General features: G+C 60.1%; 13 protein-coding genes. 3 read left to right on the forward strand and 10 right to left on the reverse strand.

The genetic code is table 11. The features are described 5' to 3' along the window. Nucleotides 1-541: 541 nt before the first annotated feature. Entirely contained in the window at nt 542-1729 is a 1188-nt protein-coding gene (locus tag J3489_RS21350) for a porin (RefSeq protein ID WP_207001388.1), read from the reverse strand. Between the two features lie 186 nt (nt 1730-1915). After that, entirely contained in the window at nt 1916-3559 is a 1644-nt protein-coding gene (locus tag J3489_RS21355) for an HAL/PAL/TAL family ammonia-lyase (protein WP_207001390.1), read from the reverse strand. A 679-nt stretch (nt 3560-4238) separates the two neighbouring features. Between J3489_RS21355 and tnpB the strand changes: the two genes are divergently transcribed. Continuing rightward, nucleotides 4239-4493 carry an IS66 family insertion sequence element accessory protein TnpB gene (gene tnpB / locus J3489_RS21360; RefSeq protein WP_207001392.1) on the forward strand — a complete coding sequence of 85 codons (255 nt, stop codon included), beginning with the start codon at nt 4239-4241 and terminating at the stop codon, nt 4491-4493. Between the two features lie 85 nt (nt 4494-4578). Here tnpB and hutC read toward each other — a convergent pair whose 3' ends face one another. The 5 genes from hutC to J3489_RS21385 all read right to left on the reverse strand — a co-directional run bounded on the left by hutC (nt 4579) and on the right by J3489_RS21385 (nt 10577). After that, nucleotides 4579-5289, reverse strand: coding sequence for a histidine utilization transcriptional repressor HutC (hutC, locus tag J3489_RS21365; protein WP_207001394.1), 711 nt, complete (start codon nt 5287-5289; stop codon nt 4579-4581). Between the two features lie 136 nt (nt 5290-5425). Continuing rightward, nucleotides 5426-6430, reverse strand: coding sequence for an ornithine cyclodeaminase family protein (locus J3489_RS21370; RefSeq protein ID WP_207001396.1), 1005 nt, complete (start codon nt 6428-6430; stop codon nt 5426-5428). 26 nt (nt 6431-6456) lie between these two features. Further along, nucleotides 6457-7809, reverse strand: a complete 1353-nt coding sequence (locus J3489_RS21375) for an MFS transporter (RefSeq protein WP_242540186.1) — start codon at nt 7807-7809, stop codon at nt 6457-6459. Nucleotides 7810-8373: 564 nt separating this feature from the next. Next, nucleotides 8374-8790 carry a DUF934 domain-containing protein gene (locus J3489_RS21380; RefSeq protein WP_207001398.1) on the reverse strand — a complete coding sequence of 139 codons (417 nt, stop codon included), beginning with the start codon at nt 8788-8790 and terminating at the stop codon, nt 8374-8376. Next, the gene (locus J3489_RS21385) at nt 8787-10577 is read right to left on the reverse strand and encodes a nitrite/sulfite reductase (protein ID WP_207001400.1); all 1791 of its coding nucleotides are present in this window, start codon (nt 10575-10577) and stop codon (nt 8787-8789) included. Before J3489_RS21385 ends, J3489_RS21380 begins: the two co-directional genes overlap by 4 nt. Before the next feature lie 672 nt (nt 10578-11249). On the opposite strand from J3489_RS21385, the gene J3489_RS21390 reads away from it, so the two are divergent. Continuing rightward, nucleotides 11250-11438 (forward strand): DUF2970 domain-containing protein, encoded by a 189-nt coding sequence (locus J3489_RS21390; protein WP_207001402.1) that lies wholly within the window; start codon nt 11250-11252, stop codon nt 11436-11438. 35 nt (nt 11439-11473) lie between these two features. Here J3489_RS21390 and J3489_RS21395 read toward each other — a convergent pair whose 3' ends face one another. From J3489_RS21395 to J3489_RS21405, 3 genes are all read right to left on the reverse strand, one after another. Next, nucleotides 11474-12901 carry an aminotransferase-like domain-containing protein gene (locus J3489_RS21395; RefSeq protein WP_207001404.1) on the reverse strand — a complete coding sequence of 476 codons (1428 nt, stop codon included), beginning with the start codon at nt 12899-12901 and terminating at the stop codon, nt 11474-11476. Nucleotides 12902-13353: 452 nt separating this feature from the next. Continuing rightward, nucleotides 13354-14784: an MFS transporter gene (locus J3489_RS21400; protein ID WP_207001560.1), complete on the reverse strand. Its 1431-nt coding sequence runs from the start codon at nt 14782-14784 to the stop codon at nt 13354-13356. 99 nt (nt 14785-14883) lie between these two features. After that, complete coding sequence (locus J3489_RS21405; protein WP_207001406.1) at nt 14884-15330, reverse strand: DMT family transporter; 447 nt, start codon at nt 15328-15330, stop codon at nt 14884-14886. Nucleotides 15331-15425: 95 nt separating this feature from the next. Between J3489_RS21405 and J3489_RS21410 the strand changes: the two genes are divergently transcribed. Continuing rightward, the gene (locus J3489_RS21410) at nt 15426-16334 is read left to right on the forward strand and encodes a LysR family transcriptional regulator (RefSeq protein WP_207001408.1); all 909 of its coding nucleotides are present in this window, start codon (nt 15426-15428) and stop codon (nt 16332-16334) included. Nucleotides 16335-16399: the final 65 nt, after the last annotated feature.

Raw genomic sequence — 16399 nt, forward strand, 5'->3', positions numbered from 1 at the left:
GACACGGCGCCGAAGGGCAGCGATTAAGCCTAGCGGCACGCGAAGGCAGCGCATGATTCGTCCAGGATCGAGGCGGTCCGAGGTCGGGTCATGTGCTAGCTTCGGCGAGTCCATCCGTATAGGCAAGACTGCTGCCTCTGGAAGATTTTTATTCCCTCTGTCAGTCGACCAGCGAATGCTTCGATGAGCGTCGAACCGTAATCGGGGTAATCGCGTCGAACCGCAAGTCGACAGTGCCACCTTAGTATCGATCGGCGCACTCTCCGAATCGGTTGACTGCGGCCTGCTATCGAGAAGCGAATACCAACACTGCTAAGCGAAGACTGACCGCCGGGTGTCGGCAAATAAGGTGGTACGCATCTTCGTTGCCGATGACCTGCGTCCCGGTGTGGGCGCCTGGGAAAAATCGGAGCGGATTTAAATTGACGACGCTTCAGCGAGGCGCGCAGCGCCTGGTCCGGGCCGCCCCATGATCGCCTGACGCGAAAGCACGGCCATGGGGAGGGTGACGGCAAATGTCGTTTCTTTCCGGCGCGACGTATCAGAACCGGTGCCGAAAGGCGAAACGCAAAATTGCCTGGCGCTCGTTCGAGGAGTCACCATAGCCGCCGATATTCGCCACGGCCTCGCTGCCTGTTGAGCTTATACCTGACGCCTTCTGGAAGGCGCCGGTGAAATACACATCGGTTCGCTTTGACAGGAAATAGTCGGCCAGTACGGACACCTGGTTGTAGTGCTGGTTACCCAGGGTGTTGCCGTGTACCCGGACGCCTGTGCTCGTCGTGTAGTTGTAGGCGATGCCGGCGAAGAATGCCGGGGAGAAATTCCAGCGCAGTCCGGTTTCGATATTGTTGAACTTCGGCGAAGCGCTGGCGAGCGCGGCTACATTCCCATACTGGGTGTTGCTGTAAGTCAGGCCAATCACAGCCGGACCGATCGCATAGGTGCCGCCGACAGCGGCGACCTGATACGAACTGGCCGTCACATAGTTGCTGTTCAGCGCTCCGCTCAACGAGGTGGCACCGCTTGTGTTATCAGTGAACAACCCGGTTCCTGCGCTAGGTCCGGTTGGGTTCTTGAAGAAGTTGTACCCGGCACCGAGTGTCAGCGGACCGCGCGCGTATGAAGCGCCGAACGAGTAGCCGCTGCCGCCCGTGATGTTGCCCGGCTGTCCGCCCAGACTCGCTTCGGCGCCGAAGTTAAAGCCGTTGAAATTAGGGCTCACATATTTGATGCTGTTGTTCACGCGCAGCGTGTTGACGAGATTGTCAAGATCGACAGGGTGCCCGAAAGTCGTCGATCCGCCGATATAGCCCGTGCTGGTCACGGGCTGGACATAGGCAACGACCAGATCGTACTGCCGGCCGAGCGTCAGCGTGCCGTAGCTCTTGCTGCTCAACCCGACGTAGGTGGTGCGGCCGAACGGAGTGCCCCCTTGCGCGAACGCGCCGGTATTGATGTTGATGCCGCCTTGAATGTCGAAAATGGCTTTGAGGCCGTCGCCAAGATCTTCCGATCCGCGTATCCCCCAGCGGCTGCCGTTCTGGCCGTCGATCGAGTCCAGGTAGACTCTGCGGCCCCCGACATTCACGCCATTGACTATATGTGTCGCGTTGGTGTTGAGTTCAATGCCCTCATCCAGGATGCCATATAGCGTGACGCTGCTTTGCGCGTGAGCCGCAACGGGTCCGAATGCAGCGATGGCCGCCGCTAACCACATCTTCTTCATCTTAGTGATCCTAAATATATTATTGAAAATAACGTAATGAAACTGTATTCCGGCGCAACTGCCCGGAACCTGTCGTCGCGCGAAGGAACGGCTTCGATCTATAGTGATGGAATAACCGAAAGCGCACGATACGTGCGCCGCTGCCCCGGCTTCATGAACTGCGGGGCAACGGGCATATTGCGTGGATCAGCCCGGGTAATGTTGAAGCAGGGTCGCGGCGGCCCGAAACTCCGGTGTAAAGGGCAGGTCCGAATCACGGAACGGGACTGTCTTGCGCAGTGCATCGAGCAACGCCTGCGTTTGCGGCGACAACGTAAAACCAGTGCCTTTCTGCTGGCGCAACTGAACCGCCTGCGCAGCTGAGATCAGTTCGATACCTGTCAACTGAAAGGAGTTGTCGATCTCGGTCCGCACGTGCCGGATCACCTCTGGAGCATTGGTGGCGATGTCTTCTATGTCGCCGGCGGCAGGCAGGAAGTCCATTGAAACCGGCATCGCGAGCGCCTTATTCGCTTCAGCCAGTGCGAGGGGCGGCTTCTCCATTGCACCGAACGCGTGCAGCGTATGATCCGTGCCGAGGAAGCGGCTTAGGTGCGTGAAGTGCGGGTCGTTGAGCTTGATGATGCGCTCAGCAGAGGCAAGTGAACCGTGTGCGAGCGCGATACCTGTCTGTTCGAACGCCAGCACGAACGGCCAGGGCTCGAAGTTGGCGTTTGGCAGCACGGCGCCATAAACATTCTTGCCCTCAAGGTAGCTGCGCCGCGCCTGCCAGAGGTCGCTTTTCGGCTTGACACCGACATCCACGCCCGGGTTGTCGTCCGACGAGTTCAACTGCAGCTCGATCAGTCGCTCGTCTTCGCTGTAGCTCTTGTCGATCTCACCAAGCAGATACGGGGCGTCCCGGTAACTTAGCGGATCTTGCAGGGCACGTTCGTCGTCACGTTGCCAAAGACTGCTGCCGGCGAGGATCGAGCGCAGTTGCGCGCCTGCGCTGACTACTTCAGGGTAGGGGTGCAGGGCAAGGGAATCCTCGAGAAACGGCGATACGTTGCCGTTCAGACCTTGCAGGCTCATGGCGAACACAAGCTTTTCGACGTGTGCAAGCTGCTTGAGGTCGACCAGAGCCAGTGCCGCCATGCCCGTGGAATACGCGTTTGAGCTGAGCATCCCAAGCGCGTCCTTGCCCCACGGCTGGATGGGCTTGATGCCGGCCTCCTTCAACGCCTGGGCTGTCGGGACCTTCTCGCCCTTGTAGTACACCTCTCCTTCCCCCATCATGGTCAGTCCGACGTGGCTGAGGATCGTTATGTCAGCTTCGCCGATCGAGCCTTCCGCAGGCATGGCGGGTGTAATGTCCGTATTGAGGAACTGGACGTACTTGTTGGCTACGGCGGGTTGAACGCCTGAAGCACCGACCAGAATCTGATTCAAGCGCGTCGCCAATACTGCCCGAGCTGTACGCGTATCCATGTCCGGTCCGACTCCAGCAGAGTGGGCATGAAGGAGCGCTGCGTTAAAGCGTGTCGAAGCGGCGATGACCTCAGGCGTAAGTTGGCCTTGAGCGTCGACCATCTGACGGTCCTTGTTAAGGCCGACGCCCACTGTGAGACCGTAGATGCGCTGACCCTGCATGGCGGCCTCAAGCACCAGTTCGTGGCCTTGCGTCACGCGCTGCAGCGCTTCGGGCGGGACGATCACCGACTCGCCGTCTGCGATTCTGGCGATCATTTCAGGCGTCGTTGTTCTGCCGTCCAGAACGACGGCGGCATGACTTGTCAGCGCCGGCAACAACAATATGGCGCCAATGATCTTTCTGACAGGATTCCTCATGGATATTTTCCAGCTTTTATGAAGCTTTCGTTGGTCACCGCGCTTCGCTGCCTTGCGCGCTCTCGGGCGACATTCCGGCGCCGACGTGATAGCCTATTCGTATATACATATTCTTGCAACAGTTTAAAAATAATTTTTCGTGAAATGCTTAGGAGAATTAGCCGCACATTCTCGCTGAGCCTTTTCTGTAGCCATTCTCACGAAAAATGTCTTGCGAAAAGCTTTCGCTATGTGAGGTCGTGCGCGGTGTTGCGAAATAATGTAAATACAAATGCAACACGTTTGGGCATCAGCGTTTGAATTCGGTACTGGATGCGCCCCGAGCCGGGGCGGGGGAGAAGGTGTTGGCGCGCGGCAGGTCAATCGCTTCACGGGCTGTACGGGGCAGGCATGCGGCAAGGCGAGATGGAAATCGGCGGAGCGCGGTAAGCATACGGGCAGCCTGTCTTGAACGGGCGCAAAGAGCTTGAGAGTATCGTGTCCGCTTATTAAATAGGTATGCAAACTAACACGATCGAGGGGCGAGCACCGGTTGGACGTCGTCGTCGACGCCGCCGTTACAGCGGCGAATTCAAGGCCTAGGTGGTTGCTGCGTGCCAAGGCTCGAGCAATCGATTGCGGTCAGTTGGCCGACCGCAGAAGCAACTGCATGTGCGGCGTGGCTGCGCGAGCGGCTTAGGTGATCCGCATCGATAAGGTGGGGCTGGCGGTCGATCCGCCGGACATGCGGGCCGGTTTCGATACAGCGCTGGCACGGGTGGTCAAGGTGTTCGACGCTGCCCGTCCGCACCACGCTTATCTGTTCGCCAATCGCCGCGCCAATCGCATGAAGGCGCTGGTTCACGACGGCATCGCCGGCCGCTTAGGGACCGCGTTCGGGAAGGGGCGTAGAAATACGGCGGGCGGGCCACTGAGACAAGGGGCCGCTAGCTAAAACAGGAAGCGTGTTGGGTGCGTCGTCACGCGCGGGTTGATGCTGAGTGAGCTCTACGGCTGTCAAGCTGAACCCGCAAGATGGGTCAAAACTGCCCGCTCAACTGGTAACGGCTCGCTGGATGCCAAAGCATGACGTCGGTGGCGACTTGACCTCTCGCCCTGGTGCGCCGGTGCAGCACGAGACACGGTTCGCCGATTGCCATCTTCAGCACCTGACGCACGGCAGATGGCGCCTGACGTGCAGTCACCCAGTACTGTACGCCCTGGGCAGGAGCGACGTTCGTCATGTACTGGTTTGGCGTTTGCGCTTCGAAGTCCTGAGTGAGGTATTCTGGAAACACCAGTCCGTTCACGTAGCGATCTTCGAGCTGGATCGGCACGCCGTTCTCGAAATGGACAATGCGCGAGTGAAACGCCGGATCGTTCGTCGACAGTTCGAGGGTTTGCACGACGAGAGGATCATGCGTGGCCTCGAGCAGTAGCAGTTTGCTGGTATGTCTGTCGCCGCGGCTATTGATCTCCTCCGAGATGCTGCGGATTTCGATGAGCGTGGACTCATAGCGGGTGTCGGCGACGAAGGTTCCACAGCCCCTTACGCGTGTCAGGACGCGTTCGGTTACCAGTTCGCGAAGCGCGCGATTGACGGTCATGCGTGAAAGACCGAACTCCTTCGCAAGCAACTCCTCCGTCGGAATCATGTCGCCGCGGCGCCACTCTTCCGTCTCTATCATCTTCAATACGTGCGTTTTCAGTTGCTGGTAAGCGGGAGTCGAGGTCGGGAGGGTCTTTTCCATATTCAGTAGAGCATGATGTGTAGCCGCCTATTGTATAGCCATGGAGAACCGCGGAGGCTGCCGCGCCGGTTGGCGGCGGCGACAGCCTCGTACGATGCCGGTTCTTGACTATACGAGGTCGGCCCGGGCGCGTATGTCAGGCGAACTGCAACGATTGTCCGATACCGAGGCGCTTGGCTTTCTCGAGCATCGCGTGACCAAGCCCGATGTCGCTGAGACTCAGGCCGCGATGCCAGAACAGGATCGTCTCGTCGTCGTTCTGGCGGCCGGCCTTCTTGCCTGCCACGATCTCGCCAAGCTCCGCATGTAGCGTTTCTTCCGAAAGGCGGTCGCTGTCGACGTGCTGCCTGAGTGCGCCGAATGGCAGACCCTTGCGGCATTGTCCCCAATCGTCAACCACCATCTTGTTCATGATATCCGTCAGCGAGAGCTCGACGGCGCTCATCGTGCCATAGGGCATCACTAGCGCTCCGCGCTTGATCCACTCGGTTTTTAGCAGCGGTTCCGGCTTTGGCAGGCGCGACGCTTCTACCACAATGTCTGCGCCGCATACGCAGGACTCCCAGTCCTCAGTGACGCGGACTGGCTTGCCGAGATCGTGAGACAGCCGCTGGGCGAACGCATTGCGGCTTTCCTCGCGCCGCGAATGCACGCGGATTTCGTCGAAGTCGAACAGATGGTCGAGCAATCGTACGTTCCAGTAGGACGTGCCGCGCGCACCGATGTGCGCAAGCACCTTGCTGCCTTTGCGGGCCAGATATTTGGCTCCCAGTGCGGTCATCGCGCCGGTGCGCATGTCGGTGATCGATGTTGCATCGAGGATGGCCTTCGGGGCTCCCGTCTCGGGATCGAAGAGATTAAGCACGGCTAGCTCCGAAGGCAAGCCGCGATGATAGTTGTTGACGAAATCGCCAACGACTTTCACGCCCGCGAGGCCGAGTGGGTGAATGACCCCGCGCAGGACGTTGAAGTGTCCTTCTGCCGAATCCTTCGGAATCAGATGGACACGTGGTTCGATCACGGTTTGGCGATTGCCCTGGGCGGCCAGCGCCGATTCCACGGCAGCCAGAATCTCCGCGTCCGTCAAGTCCAGTCGTTCGACGTCCAGACGGTTCAGATAGGTGAAGTGGATTGATTGCATAGAAGGTCTCCTGAAAAAAAAGATGTCTAATCCGACAGCCCGCCTTGAGGCGGCGGTGCGGACATATGCGATTGGGTGTGCGCGGGCGACATCGTTTCGCCCGGCGATGCTGGCGCAATGCCGCGTCGGCGAAAGCGGCGCAGATCGGCTTCCGGATGAATCAGCAGGGCCGCCACTATACCGAGAGCGATGACGAGCAGACCCGCATAAAGATATCCGGTGCGGAAACCGTCGACGGGGTCCGTGCCCACGTCGACAATCAGGCCCATAGCGACGGGCGCGATCAGGCCGGCGAGGGTGTGAACCGAGTTGGTAATGCCCAGCAGTGCGCCGCGCTGCGAGGAAGGACAGATCTCTCCGATCAGCGTCGAACCGAGCGTGAAGATAACGCTGCCTATCGAGAAGGCGAGGCCAATCAGAAAAATCTTCAATGGGCCAAGGGGCAACATGGGTACAAAGGCTAGCGCCGCGCCGGCGCCGACCACGCACGCGCAGCCGAACGCACCCCGTGCAAGGCGGCTCGAATACCCATTCTTTGTGAGCTGTTGCGATATGAATGCGAAGCCGGGGGCCAGCACGATCTGCATGACCGAGGGGAGGGCAATCACCCAGGCCGCCGTCGAGGGGGCGAGGTGAACAGCCTTGATCAGGTAGTTGGCGAGCCAGACGATGTTAAGCGCAATCATCCAGTATGCGGCGAATCCTGCGATGTACACGCCCAGCGCGGTACGGCTCAGAATCAGATAGCGGTACGGAATGCGGGCGGGCTGCACGCCGTCTGGTATCGCGTTGCCTACGGGCCCGTCCTGCCCGACAGCCGTCCAGACGATGGCCCAGGCCAGACCAGACACGGCCAGCGCGGCAAAGGCGGCATGCCAACTGTAATGCACGATGATCCACGTGATGAGCGGCGCGACCACGCCGGCTCCGAACGCGGCGCCGGATGCAACAACGCTGGTCGGCACGGCGCGGCGCTTGTCGCCGAACCATTTGTAGACGGCGTGAAGCGCGATGGGAAACGCCGGCCCTTCTGCGGCGCCGAGAATTACCCGGCTGCCGAACAGCGCAACAAAGCTGACGGTGCCTGTCATGGGTACAAGCGCCAAAGCCCATATCACACTCATCATCAGCATGATGCGTTTGGTTGAGACACGGTTGGACAGGAACCCGACTACCACACCCGAAATTGAGAACAGCAGAAAAAAAGCGCTTCCCAGTGCGCCAAACTGTGCATGGGTCAGTCCTAGTTCCTTGATGATCGCCGTGCTGGACAAGCCAACGACCGCCTTATCTGCGAAGTTGATCAGCATGAACAGAAACACGAGTGCGACAATCGTCCATGCTTTCCGTCCGCCAAGAGTCTGATTTGTCTCGTTCATTTCGTTCGTTCCTTGCTTTCAGCGCCGCGACCGCACCATCGATTCTGATCGGGCACCGGCTGCGCAAGCGGCCTCATTGACTTCGCAAGGTAGCAGCGTCATTAAACATTGTCTATACATATTTTGCCGATGTGCCGATCCAGAGGTACTGCCGGACACCGTGATCTACCTTGCTATCTCTCGTCTGTCCGCGGAATCTATTTCATACTTTCGGCGAGATTTGATCGGTCAGAAATTTGTATATACAAATAGGGCGAGGTACACTCGTGCCACGAATTCCCCGGCTTTCGTCATTCCACGTTCGCCGGCGGCGGCCTGAATGTACCGTACTAATCCTTTGGGCACTCATATGAACAATCCGAAACACATCGACCCGCATCTGGGCCGTGTGCTGTTCAACGATCCGGCCACCGGCGTGATGCGTCACGCGATCCGGATGACGTGGGAGGCTGGATCGACCTCGTCAATTTTTTTGCGATGCGCACCGGGACGGCCCTGATGCTTGATGACCTTGCGGATCGACGCGTCGCCATCACGTCACGCAACTCATAGCCCAGCTTCTTACTACACCTCGCTTTTAGATGAGTCGGCTCGCAGAAATGGCGCTCCGTGAGCAACGTCACCTTGGTAGAACGCCGGGAAACGGTCCAGTTGCCGCTGCGCGTCAGCGGGGTCGATACCGTCTTTCAAAACTGCGCTGGAGAAGCCTGTTCGTTCCATCTGGATGAGCTGATCGGCCAGCACATCGCCAGTCGCTCGCAAGTCGCCTTTGAAACGTAGTCGCCGGCGTATCAGGTATGCCTGACTGTACGCTCGACCATCCGTGAATTGCGGAAAGTGCAGATCGACACGCTTGGCGTTCTCGATCTCATCCTTGCATGAGACAGGATCAATGTCATTTGCGAGCACCAACACGAGTTCGCTGGAATCTAGCGCATGGTCGAAGGACGTCAAAAGTCTGATGCGTGTCGGGCTAGTCATGCTGTCTTCTCTGTTATCGAGCGAGCGCTGTTCGCCGCGGCCTTGAACGGATCCGGTCCAACGCGCCGAACCGTTTGAATGAAGGACTCGCGCCGTGTGCTTGAATCTGCCCGGATATCCAGATAGGTTGAAAGTATCGCCTCGATTACTTCGGGGACCTCGTGCGCCGCGAACGATGGGCCGATTACTTTTCCCGGCTGGGTAGGACCACTCGCCAGGGAGCCATCGGAACCGCCGAGCGTCACCTGGTACCATTCCTGGCCGTCCTTGTCGACGCCGAGAATCCCAATGTGGCCGCTGTGGTGATGACCACACGAATTGATGCAGCCGCTGATGTGCAGGTCGATTTCCCCGATGTCATTGAGTTCATCCAGGTCCTGGTAACGCTCGGTGATAGCCTGCGCGATCGGAAGCGACCGTGCATTGGCGAGCGCGCAAAAATCTCCTCCGGGGCACGAGATCATGTCTGTTAGCAGGTGTACGTTGGCGCTGGCAAGTCGCGCGCTGCGGGCCGCTTCCCATAGTGGGAGAAGATCGTTCGCGTGAACCCACGGCAGCACGATGTTCTGTGTATGCGTGACGCGCGCTTCTCCGGCGGAGAAGCGGTCGACGAGATCAGCCACGAGGTCGAGCTGATCGGCCGACGCGTCGCCAGGTGCCTGAAGCAGGCGCTTGAACGACAGCGTCACGATCCGCATCGACGGATCCTTATGAGGCGCGACGCTGCGTTCCAGCCAGCGCTGGAGCTGGGGTGTCTGAGCCGCGGTCGCGTGCAGCGCCGCTGCCACCTGCGGATCCACCGGACGACCGGAAGCGGCGCGCGCAGGCGCAACGAAATACGCGCTGACCCGGTCGAGTTCCGCTTGCGGAATGGTGTGGGGGCCGCCGTCGTGTTCGACAATCTGGCGAAACTCTGCTTCGACCTCGTCGATGTAGCGTTGACCCTCAGCCTTTACGAGAATCTTGATCCGCGCTTTGTACTTGTTGTCTCGGCGACCGTATTGGTTGTATACGCGCACCACCGCCTCGATGTAATTCATGATGTGCCGCCAGGGCAGAAATTCCCGCAGCACCGTACCGATCACAGGCGTGCGACCCATCCCGCCGCCGACGGTGACGCGAAAACCCAGTTCGCCGTTGTGCCCGTACCGCAGGCAAAGCCCGACGTCATGCCATTCTGTGGCCGCACGGTCTTCACTGGCGCCGGAAATCGCGATCTTGAACTTGCGAGGCAGGAATGCAAATTCAGGGTGCAGCGTAGTCCACTGGCGCATGATTTCGGCGAATGGACGCGGATCCTCAATTTCGTCGGGTGCGACACCAGCGCGTTCATCGCAGGAGATATTGCGGATACAGTTTCCGCTTGTCTGGATGCCATGCATGTTGACTGTCGCGAGCAGGTCCATAACATCGGCCGCTTTCGACAACGGAATCCAGTTGAACTGAACATTGGTGCGTGTTGTGAAATGGGCGTGATGCGTTGGCAGGTGCACAGTGCCCAGTTTGCTCTGCGCTTCCAGCGCCGTGCGGTAGACGTCTGCCTCAGGCTCGTCGTACTCTCGCGCTACGCGCGCCAGCGCGCGAAGCTGTGCGCTCGATAATTCTCCATACGGAACAGCGACGCGCAGCATGGGGGCATGCCGCTGCACATACCAGCCGTTTTGCAGGCGCAGCGGGCGGAACTCGTCTTCGCTCAGCTTGCCATCTTGCCAGCGTTCGATCTGGTCGCGAAACTGCGCGGCACGGCTCAGCAGGAACGCCTTATCAAATTCGTTGTATTCGTACATGGTCGATATGGAAAGCGGTTCTGGCTCTTCAGGCCTTGATCATCTGGAGCATGATGCGGCGGCGCGGAAGCTGCATGCTTGGGCGCAACCTGATGACCGCCGCCTCGGTGCAGCAGGCTTTGGCATCGCCTGGCCAGTCGCCGTCTCTTTCCCGAAAGCAGGCGAAAGGGTGTCGAGTGGAGGGCTTAGGTCATCACGATGGCATCCGCCCGTCAGGTCTGCCGCGGCAGACGCCATGCCGGCTACCTGAGTAAAAAGCACTTCAATGCGCTAACGACAATAATGTGAGGCAGTCTTTGCTGCAAGAAGCAGCTACCGTCTGAAACGTGGTGGCAGTTAAGAACGTTTTAGGCGGCCGAATCACTGTCGTCCGGGCAAGGCCGGTCCTGCCTACCGGGGTACAGGAAAGGGGCTCAGCCCGCAGCGGTCGTTAGATGCCGGCATTTTTGGAATCATTCGACGCAGGTTTCCCGGTGGATCCGAGGAAATCGCCATCTGCATCTTGGCGCGACCAGACAATCCCGGACAGGGAAGGGCACGCAATCAGATCCTGCAAGCGCGACTGCTCCGCTTGAATATTTGCCAGCTGCTTCTGTGCGAAACTTTGCGCGATGACTAATATCGGGGGGTCACACCGTAGGATTCACGCTGCTAAACTGATCGAGGTACGCCATGATTTTTCTGAGAATGCTACGAATCGTATTCTGGAGCTTCTTCGGCGTTCGAAAAGCGGCATCACATGAGGCCGATATGGCCTCGGTGAAACCGGTGTTCTTGCCGCTAGTCGCAGTCGGACTCGCGGTGTGCTTTGCTAGTCTGCTAATTTGCATCGCGATATTGGCTTCGACGGCCGGTCGCTGAAGCACGCCTTCTGGTGTGGGTCGCCCCACCAGGTTTCAGGTTGCGCGGCGCACTGACGGGTGCACAAGCAACGTACCCAAGGAACGCATCGCGTCGTCAATATGAGGGGTCCAAGGATGCCCGTAGTTCAGGCGAATGCAATTCTCGAACGCATGGGTGGCTGAAAAAATCGGCCCGGGAGCAAGGCTGATACCGCGCTCGATCGCAAGGCGGTGAAGTTCCATCGCATCGATGGGTTCCGGGAACTCAAGCCAGATGAAATATCCTCCGGTTGGATGCGCCCTCCGCACGCCTTGAGGCATCCATCGGCGGATCGAGGTCTCCATCTCTCGCAACTGCGCACGCAATGCGTTTCGGACTTTTCTTAGGTGTCGATCATAACCACCGTGTTGAAGGTAATCGGCAATGCCGGCTTGAACCGGAATGCTGGCCGACAACGTTGTCATCAGTTTTAGTTTTTGTACCCGGTCGGTGAAGCGGCCAGCAGAGGCCCAACCGATCCGGTAGCCGGGAGCAAGGGTCTTGGAAAATGATCCGCAATGCATGACGAGGCCTTTGTGATCAAAAGCCAACGCAGGTAGCGGATATTCCGCCTGGAAATGCAACTCGCCGTAGACGTCGTCCTCGATCAGCGGGATTTCATGTTTCGCGAGCAATTCGACCAGCGCTTTCTTCTTCTCGAGTGAAAGTGTGACGCCGGTGGGATTCTGGAAGTTCGTCATGAACCAGCAGGCCCGGATCGGATGCTTGTCCAATGCAGCGGAAAGCGCATCGAGGTCGAGGCCGGTTACCGGATCGACCGGAATCTCGACAGCGCGCAGATCGAGGCGCTCGATCGCTTGAAGGGCTGCGTAAAAGCCGGGCGACTCCACGGCGACGACGTCACCTGGACGCGTCACGGCCGTGAGACAAAGATTCAGCGCTTCAAGAGCACCGTTTGTCACGACGATCTCCTCCATGGGCTGCGAGATGCCCATGCCCATGTAGCGAAGCGCGATCTGCCGTCGCAGATGCTCGTTGCCTGGTGGCAAATCGACGACCGTGCTCCATGGGCTGATGAGGCGTGCGGCATGCGCGAGCGACTTCGCAAGTCTTGGCAAAGGGAAGAGGTGCGGTGAGGGGAAGGCGGATCCAAGCGGCACGATTCCAGGGCGTTTTGCGGCATCGAGTACCGAGAAAACCAGGTCGCTGATGTCCACCTTGCTGGTTTCAGCCGGCGAGGGAGCGCGATGTCGCGACCCGCTGTCGATACCCGCGCCGGGTGCGACGTAATAGCCTGAGCGTTCCTGAGCCCGGACGAGACCCCATTCTTCGAGCAGGTAGTATGCCCGTGATGCAGTTGATTGGCTGACGCCGTGCTGTGCGATCACCTGACGCAAGGAGGGCATACGCGAGCCAATGGCAATGCTGCCCGAACGAATTTCCTCAGCCATTGCGCTTGCAAGTGATTCGTACCGTGTCATTGGCCTTCCTCGTCCTCGTTCGCAAGAACTGCTGCGATAAAAGAATTCCGATCTGCTGCTTTGGAAACTGACTTCATTTTCTTATGCTTCGTAGCAGATGAAAAGGTCATTCCCTCCTCATTGTGACGGTGCTGAACATGCGTGCGCCTGGCATGACGCTCATGAAGACGCCGATGTTCGTGTGGACCTGGTTCACTACGGCGTTCCCCGACGGTCGAATAAACAGCCTGTGTCCATTCGGCAAGCCCGATGTCAGGGCACGCGGGGAATCCACGTGCAGGTCGGCTTCCTCGAAAGACCTGCGAGACCAGGTCCCCCCAGGCCGGTGGGGTATACGTTTGGCACTCCGCAAGACTAGTTCCGCCACGAGTGTCTTGATCTCCGCTTCCACAAGACGGTTCACGCGCTGCCACGAGTCAAGCGGCCGCGGCGCATGTCAGTGGGCGCCGCTCTCAGGAAGCGTCCTGCCTCCGCGAGCCACCCCGCACGCTCTGACCGGCGTCGTGCGCCATCCGCCAGTAGCCCCACATCGACACCAGCGTGACCAACCCGGCGCCGAGAAAGGCCATGCGGAAGTCGTCCAGCGTGAAGACATGGCCGGACAACTCGCCGTTGAACACCGCTGCGCCGCGCAAGGCCACCGCGCCGAAGGCGATGCCGAGGCCGATCGTCATTTGCGCCGCCGCGCTCCAAAGCGTGCTGGCTGCGTTCATCTGGGGCTGGGCGACGTCCGCGTAGGCGAGGGTGGCGAGCGTCGCGAACTGCATCGAGCGCGCCACGCCGTAGACGAACACCACGATCAGCACCCACGCGAGCGGCGACTCCGGCGTCAGCAGGCCGCAGGCGATCGTGAAGACGCCTGCGACCGCGACATCGACTATCGACACCACACGGAAGCCGTGGCGTTGCAGGATGCGGGTGGTCAACGCCTTCATGCCGAGGTTGCCGAGCGCGCTGGCGAGGAGCAACAGCCCCGACTTGAATGCCGACAGGCCGAAGCCGATCTGGAACAGCAGCGGCATCAGATACGGCACCGCGTTGATGCCGATGCGGGTGAACGAGCCGGTCCCGATGGTCACCGCGAAGGTCGGGATCTTGAGCGTCGACACGTCGATCAGCGGGTGAGGATGACGCTGCGCGTGCCGGAACGCGACCAAGCCGAGCACGAGCCCCGCCGCCACGAAGGCGCCTGCCGCCCACGGATTCTCACCGGGCTGGCTGGCGAGTTCGGCGCCGTACAGGATCGAGGTGAGGGTAGCGCCGCTCAGCAGCAGGCCGACGAAGTCGAGCGGCCGGCGTTCGCTGCCGCGCAGGTTCGGCACCAGTGCGACGACCACGGCCATCACGGCGATACCGAACGGCACGTTCAGCAGAAAGATCCAGCGCCAGTTCGCGTAGGTCGTGATGAAGCCGCCCACCGGCGGCCCGACCACCGGCGCGACAGTCGCCGGCCACGTGATGGTTGAAATGGCATGCATCAGGCGGCTTTTCTCGGTGCTGCGCACCACGATAAGGCGGCCCACCGGCACCATCATCGCCCCGCCTATACCCTGCAGCAGGCGCGCGGCGGTGAACTCCATCACGTTTTGCGACATCCCGCACAACACTGAGGCCAGCGTGAACACGGCAATTGCGCTAAAGAACACCGTGCGGGAACCGCACCGGTCGGCGACCCAGCCGCTCACCGGAATGAAAATCGCCAGCGCCAGCATATAGGCGGTCATGCCGAGACTCAGGCTGTTCGGACCCACGCCGAACGAGTGCGCCATCTGCGGCAGGGCCGTGGCGATCACCGTGGTGTCGAGGTACTCCATGAAGAAGGTCGCCGCGACGATGTAGGGCAACCAGCCGATGAAGGACGGGCGTGCTTGAGCGTCGTCCATCGCGCCCCCGTCGAGCGAGCGGCCTGTCGAGGCGCGTGCGCGGGCCTGGTCAAACGGCTCATGCGCGTCATGATGTTGGCGTCGATTCATGCTGCTCTTTTACCGCCGGATGAGGACACAACCCGCGACCAGGAGTGCGGTCCCAATGAGGCGAGGAAGATCAATCGGGTGTTCGGGGAGGCCCAACCATCCGAAATGGTCGATCGTCACCGATGCGAGCATCTGACCGGTCACGAGCAGGACGATAAAGGTCGCAGCCCCGAGCTTGGGGATCAGGAAAATGGCAAGGGCGATGAAGATTGCGCCGAACAGCCCACCGCTGAATGCCCACCAGGGGATGCGCCCCGCTACGGCCACCGAAGGGATGGGATCGCGCAGAGCAAGCGCGAGCAGCGCCATGCAGGCGACCCCGACGAAGTAGCTCACGAAGCCCGACCAGGCGGCCGAGTTCAGGGCCACGCGCAGGCTTGCGTTCAGTACCTGCTGAACAGCCACGCTGGCCCCGGCCAGAATGGTGAGGGTCGAAAAGAAGAGCACGTTGGGCATGGGCGTTACCTTTCCCGGATTCGCCACTGCGATTTGACGGTACGCTGGTCCATGCTGTCAAATGCCGGGAATCACCGTTTCCATGCAAATGAGGCATGATGAACCCGGCCCATATCGACCTGTTTCGTGCCGTGATGCGTCACGGCGGGATGACGAGAGCAGCGCAAGCGCTTGGCATCGGCCAGCCGCATGTCAGTCGCGCGATTGCGCAGCTCGAAGCGGACCTTGGCTTTGCGCTATTTGTACGAGGGCATGGAAGCGCATTGCCGACAAAGGAGGGAGAAGCCTTCTCGCGCGAAGTCGAGCGGACCTATGCCGGGCTCGATCAGCTTCGGCAGGCGGGGCGCCAGATACGGGAAATAGGAGCCGGGTTGCTGCGTGTGGCGTGCCAGCCATCGCTAGCCTCCCGGTTCGTGCCGCGCGCCATCCGACAGTTAGGTTTGGCTAGTCCCGGAGTGCGTGTCTCGCTTCACGTGCCAAGCCCCGACACGATCTGGTCATGGGCGTCGACCGGGCAGTGCGACATTGGCCTCGTGCGGCCGCGCTCCGGCTACACCGGAGTCGAGTGCGAATCCTTCCTCACGGTCGACGCGGTCTGTGCGCTGCCGCGGCGGCACGCGTTGGCTCGCAAACGGACCATCGCCGTGTCCGATCTTGTGGGCGTCCCTTTGATCGCGGGTGCCCCGGGGGTTTTTCAGCAGGCGATCGAGGAGTCATTTGCACGCGCGGGCATTGAGCCACGCTTTGTCCTGATGGCGCAGTACACGGCAGCGCGGTGCGGCCTTGTGGCCGAAGGGCTGGGACTCGCCATTGTCGACCCGCTGCCAGCCCGCGAATTGACCGGTTTGCCCATCGTGCTGCGGCCCTTTCAGCCTTGTTTGCCCATTGAGACGATGCTTATCCGGCCGGGCGGGAGGCCGCCTGACAGCCTCGCAGCCCGCTTCATCGATCTTCTGAAGGCCGAACGCGACGCCGTGATGTCAAAATCCATCGACTCTCGCTGAAGCGCGCTACCCGTGCATCGAATCGACAGCGGGGGCCGAGGCTCAATCCACCTAGGGTTAAAGCT

Source organism: Trinickia mobilis (assembly GCF_017315705.1).
In the GTDB taxonomy this organism is placed as follows: Bacteria; Pseudomonadota; Gammaproteobacteria; order Burkholderiales; family Burkholderiaceae; genus Trinickia_A; species Trinickia_A mobilis.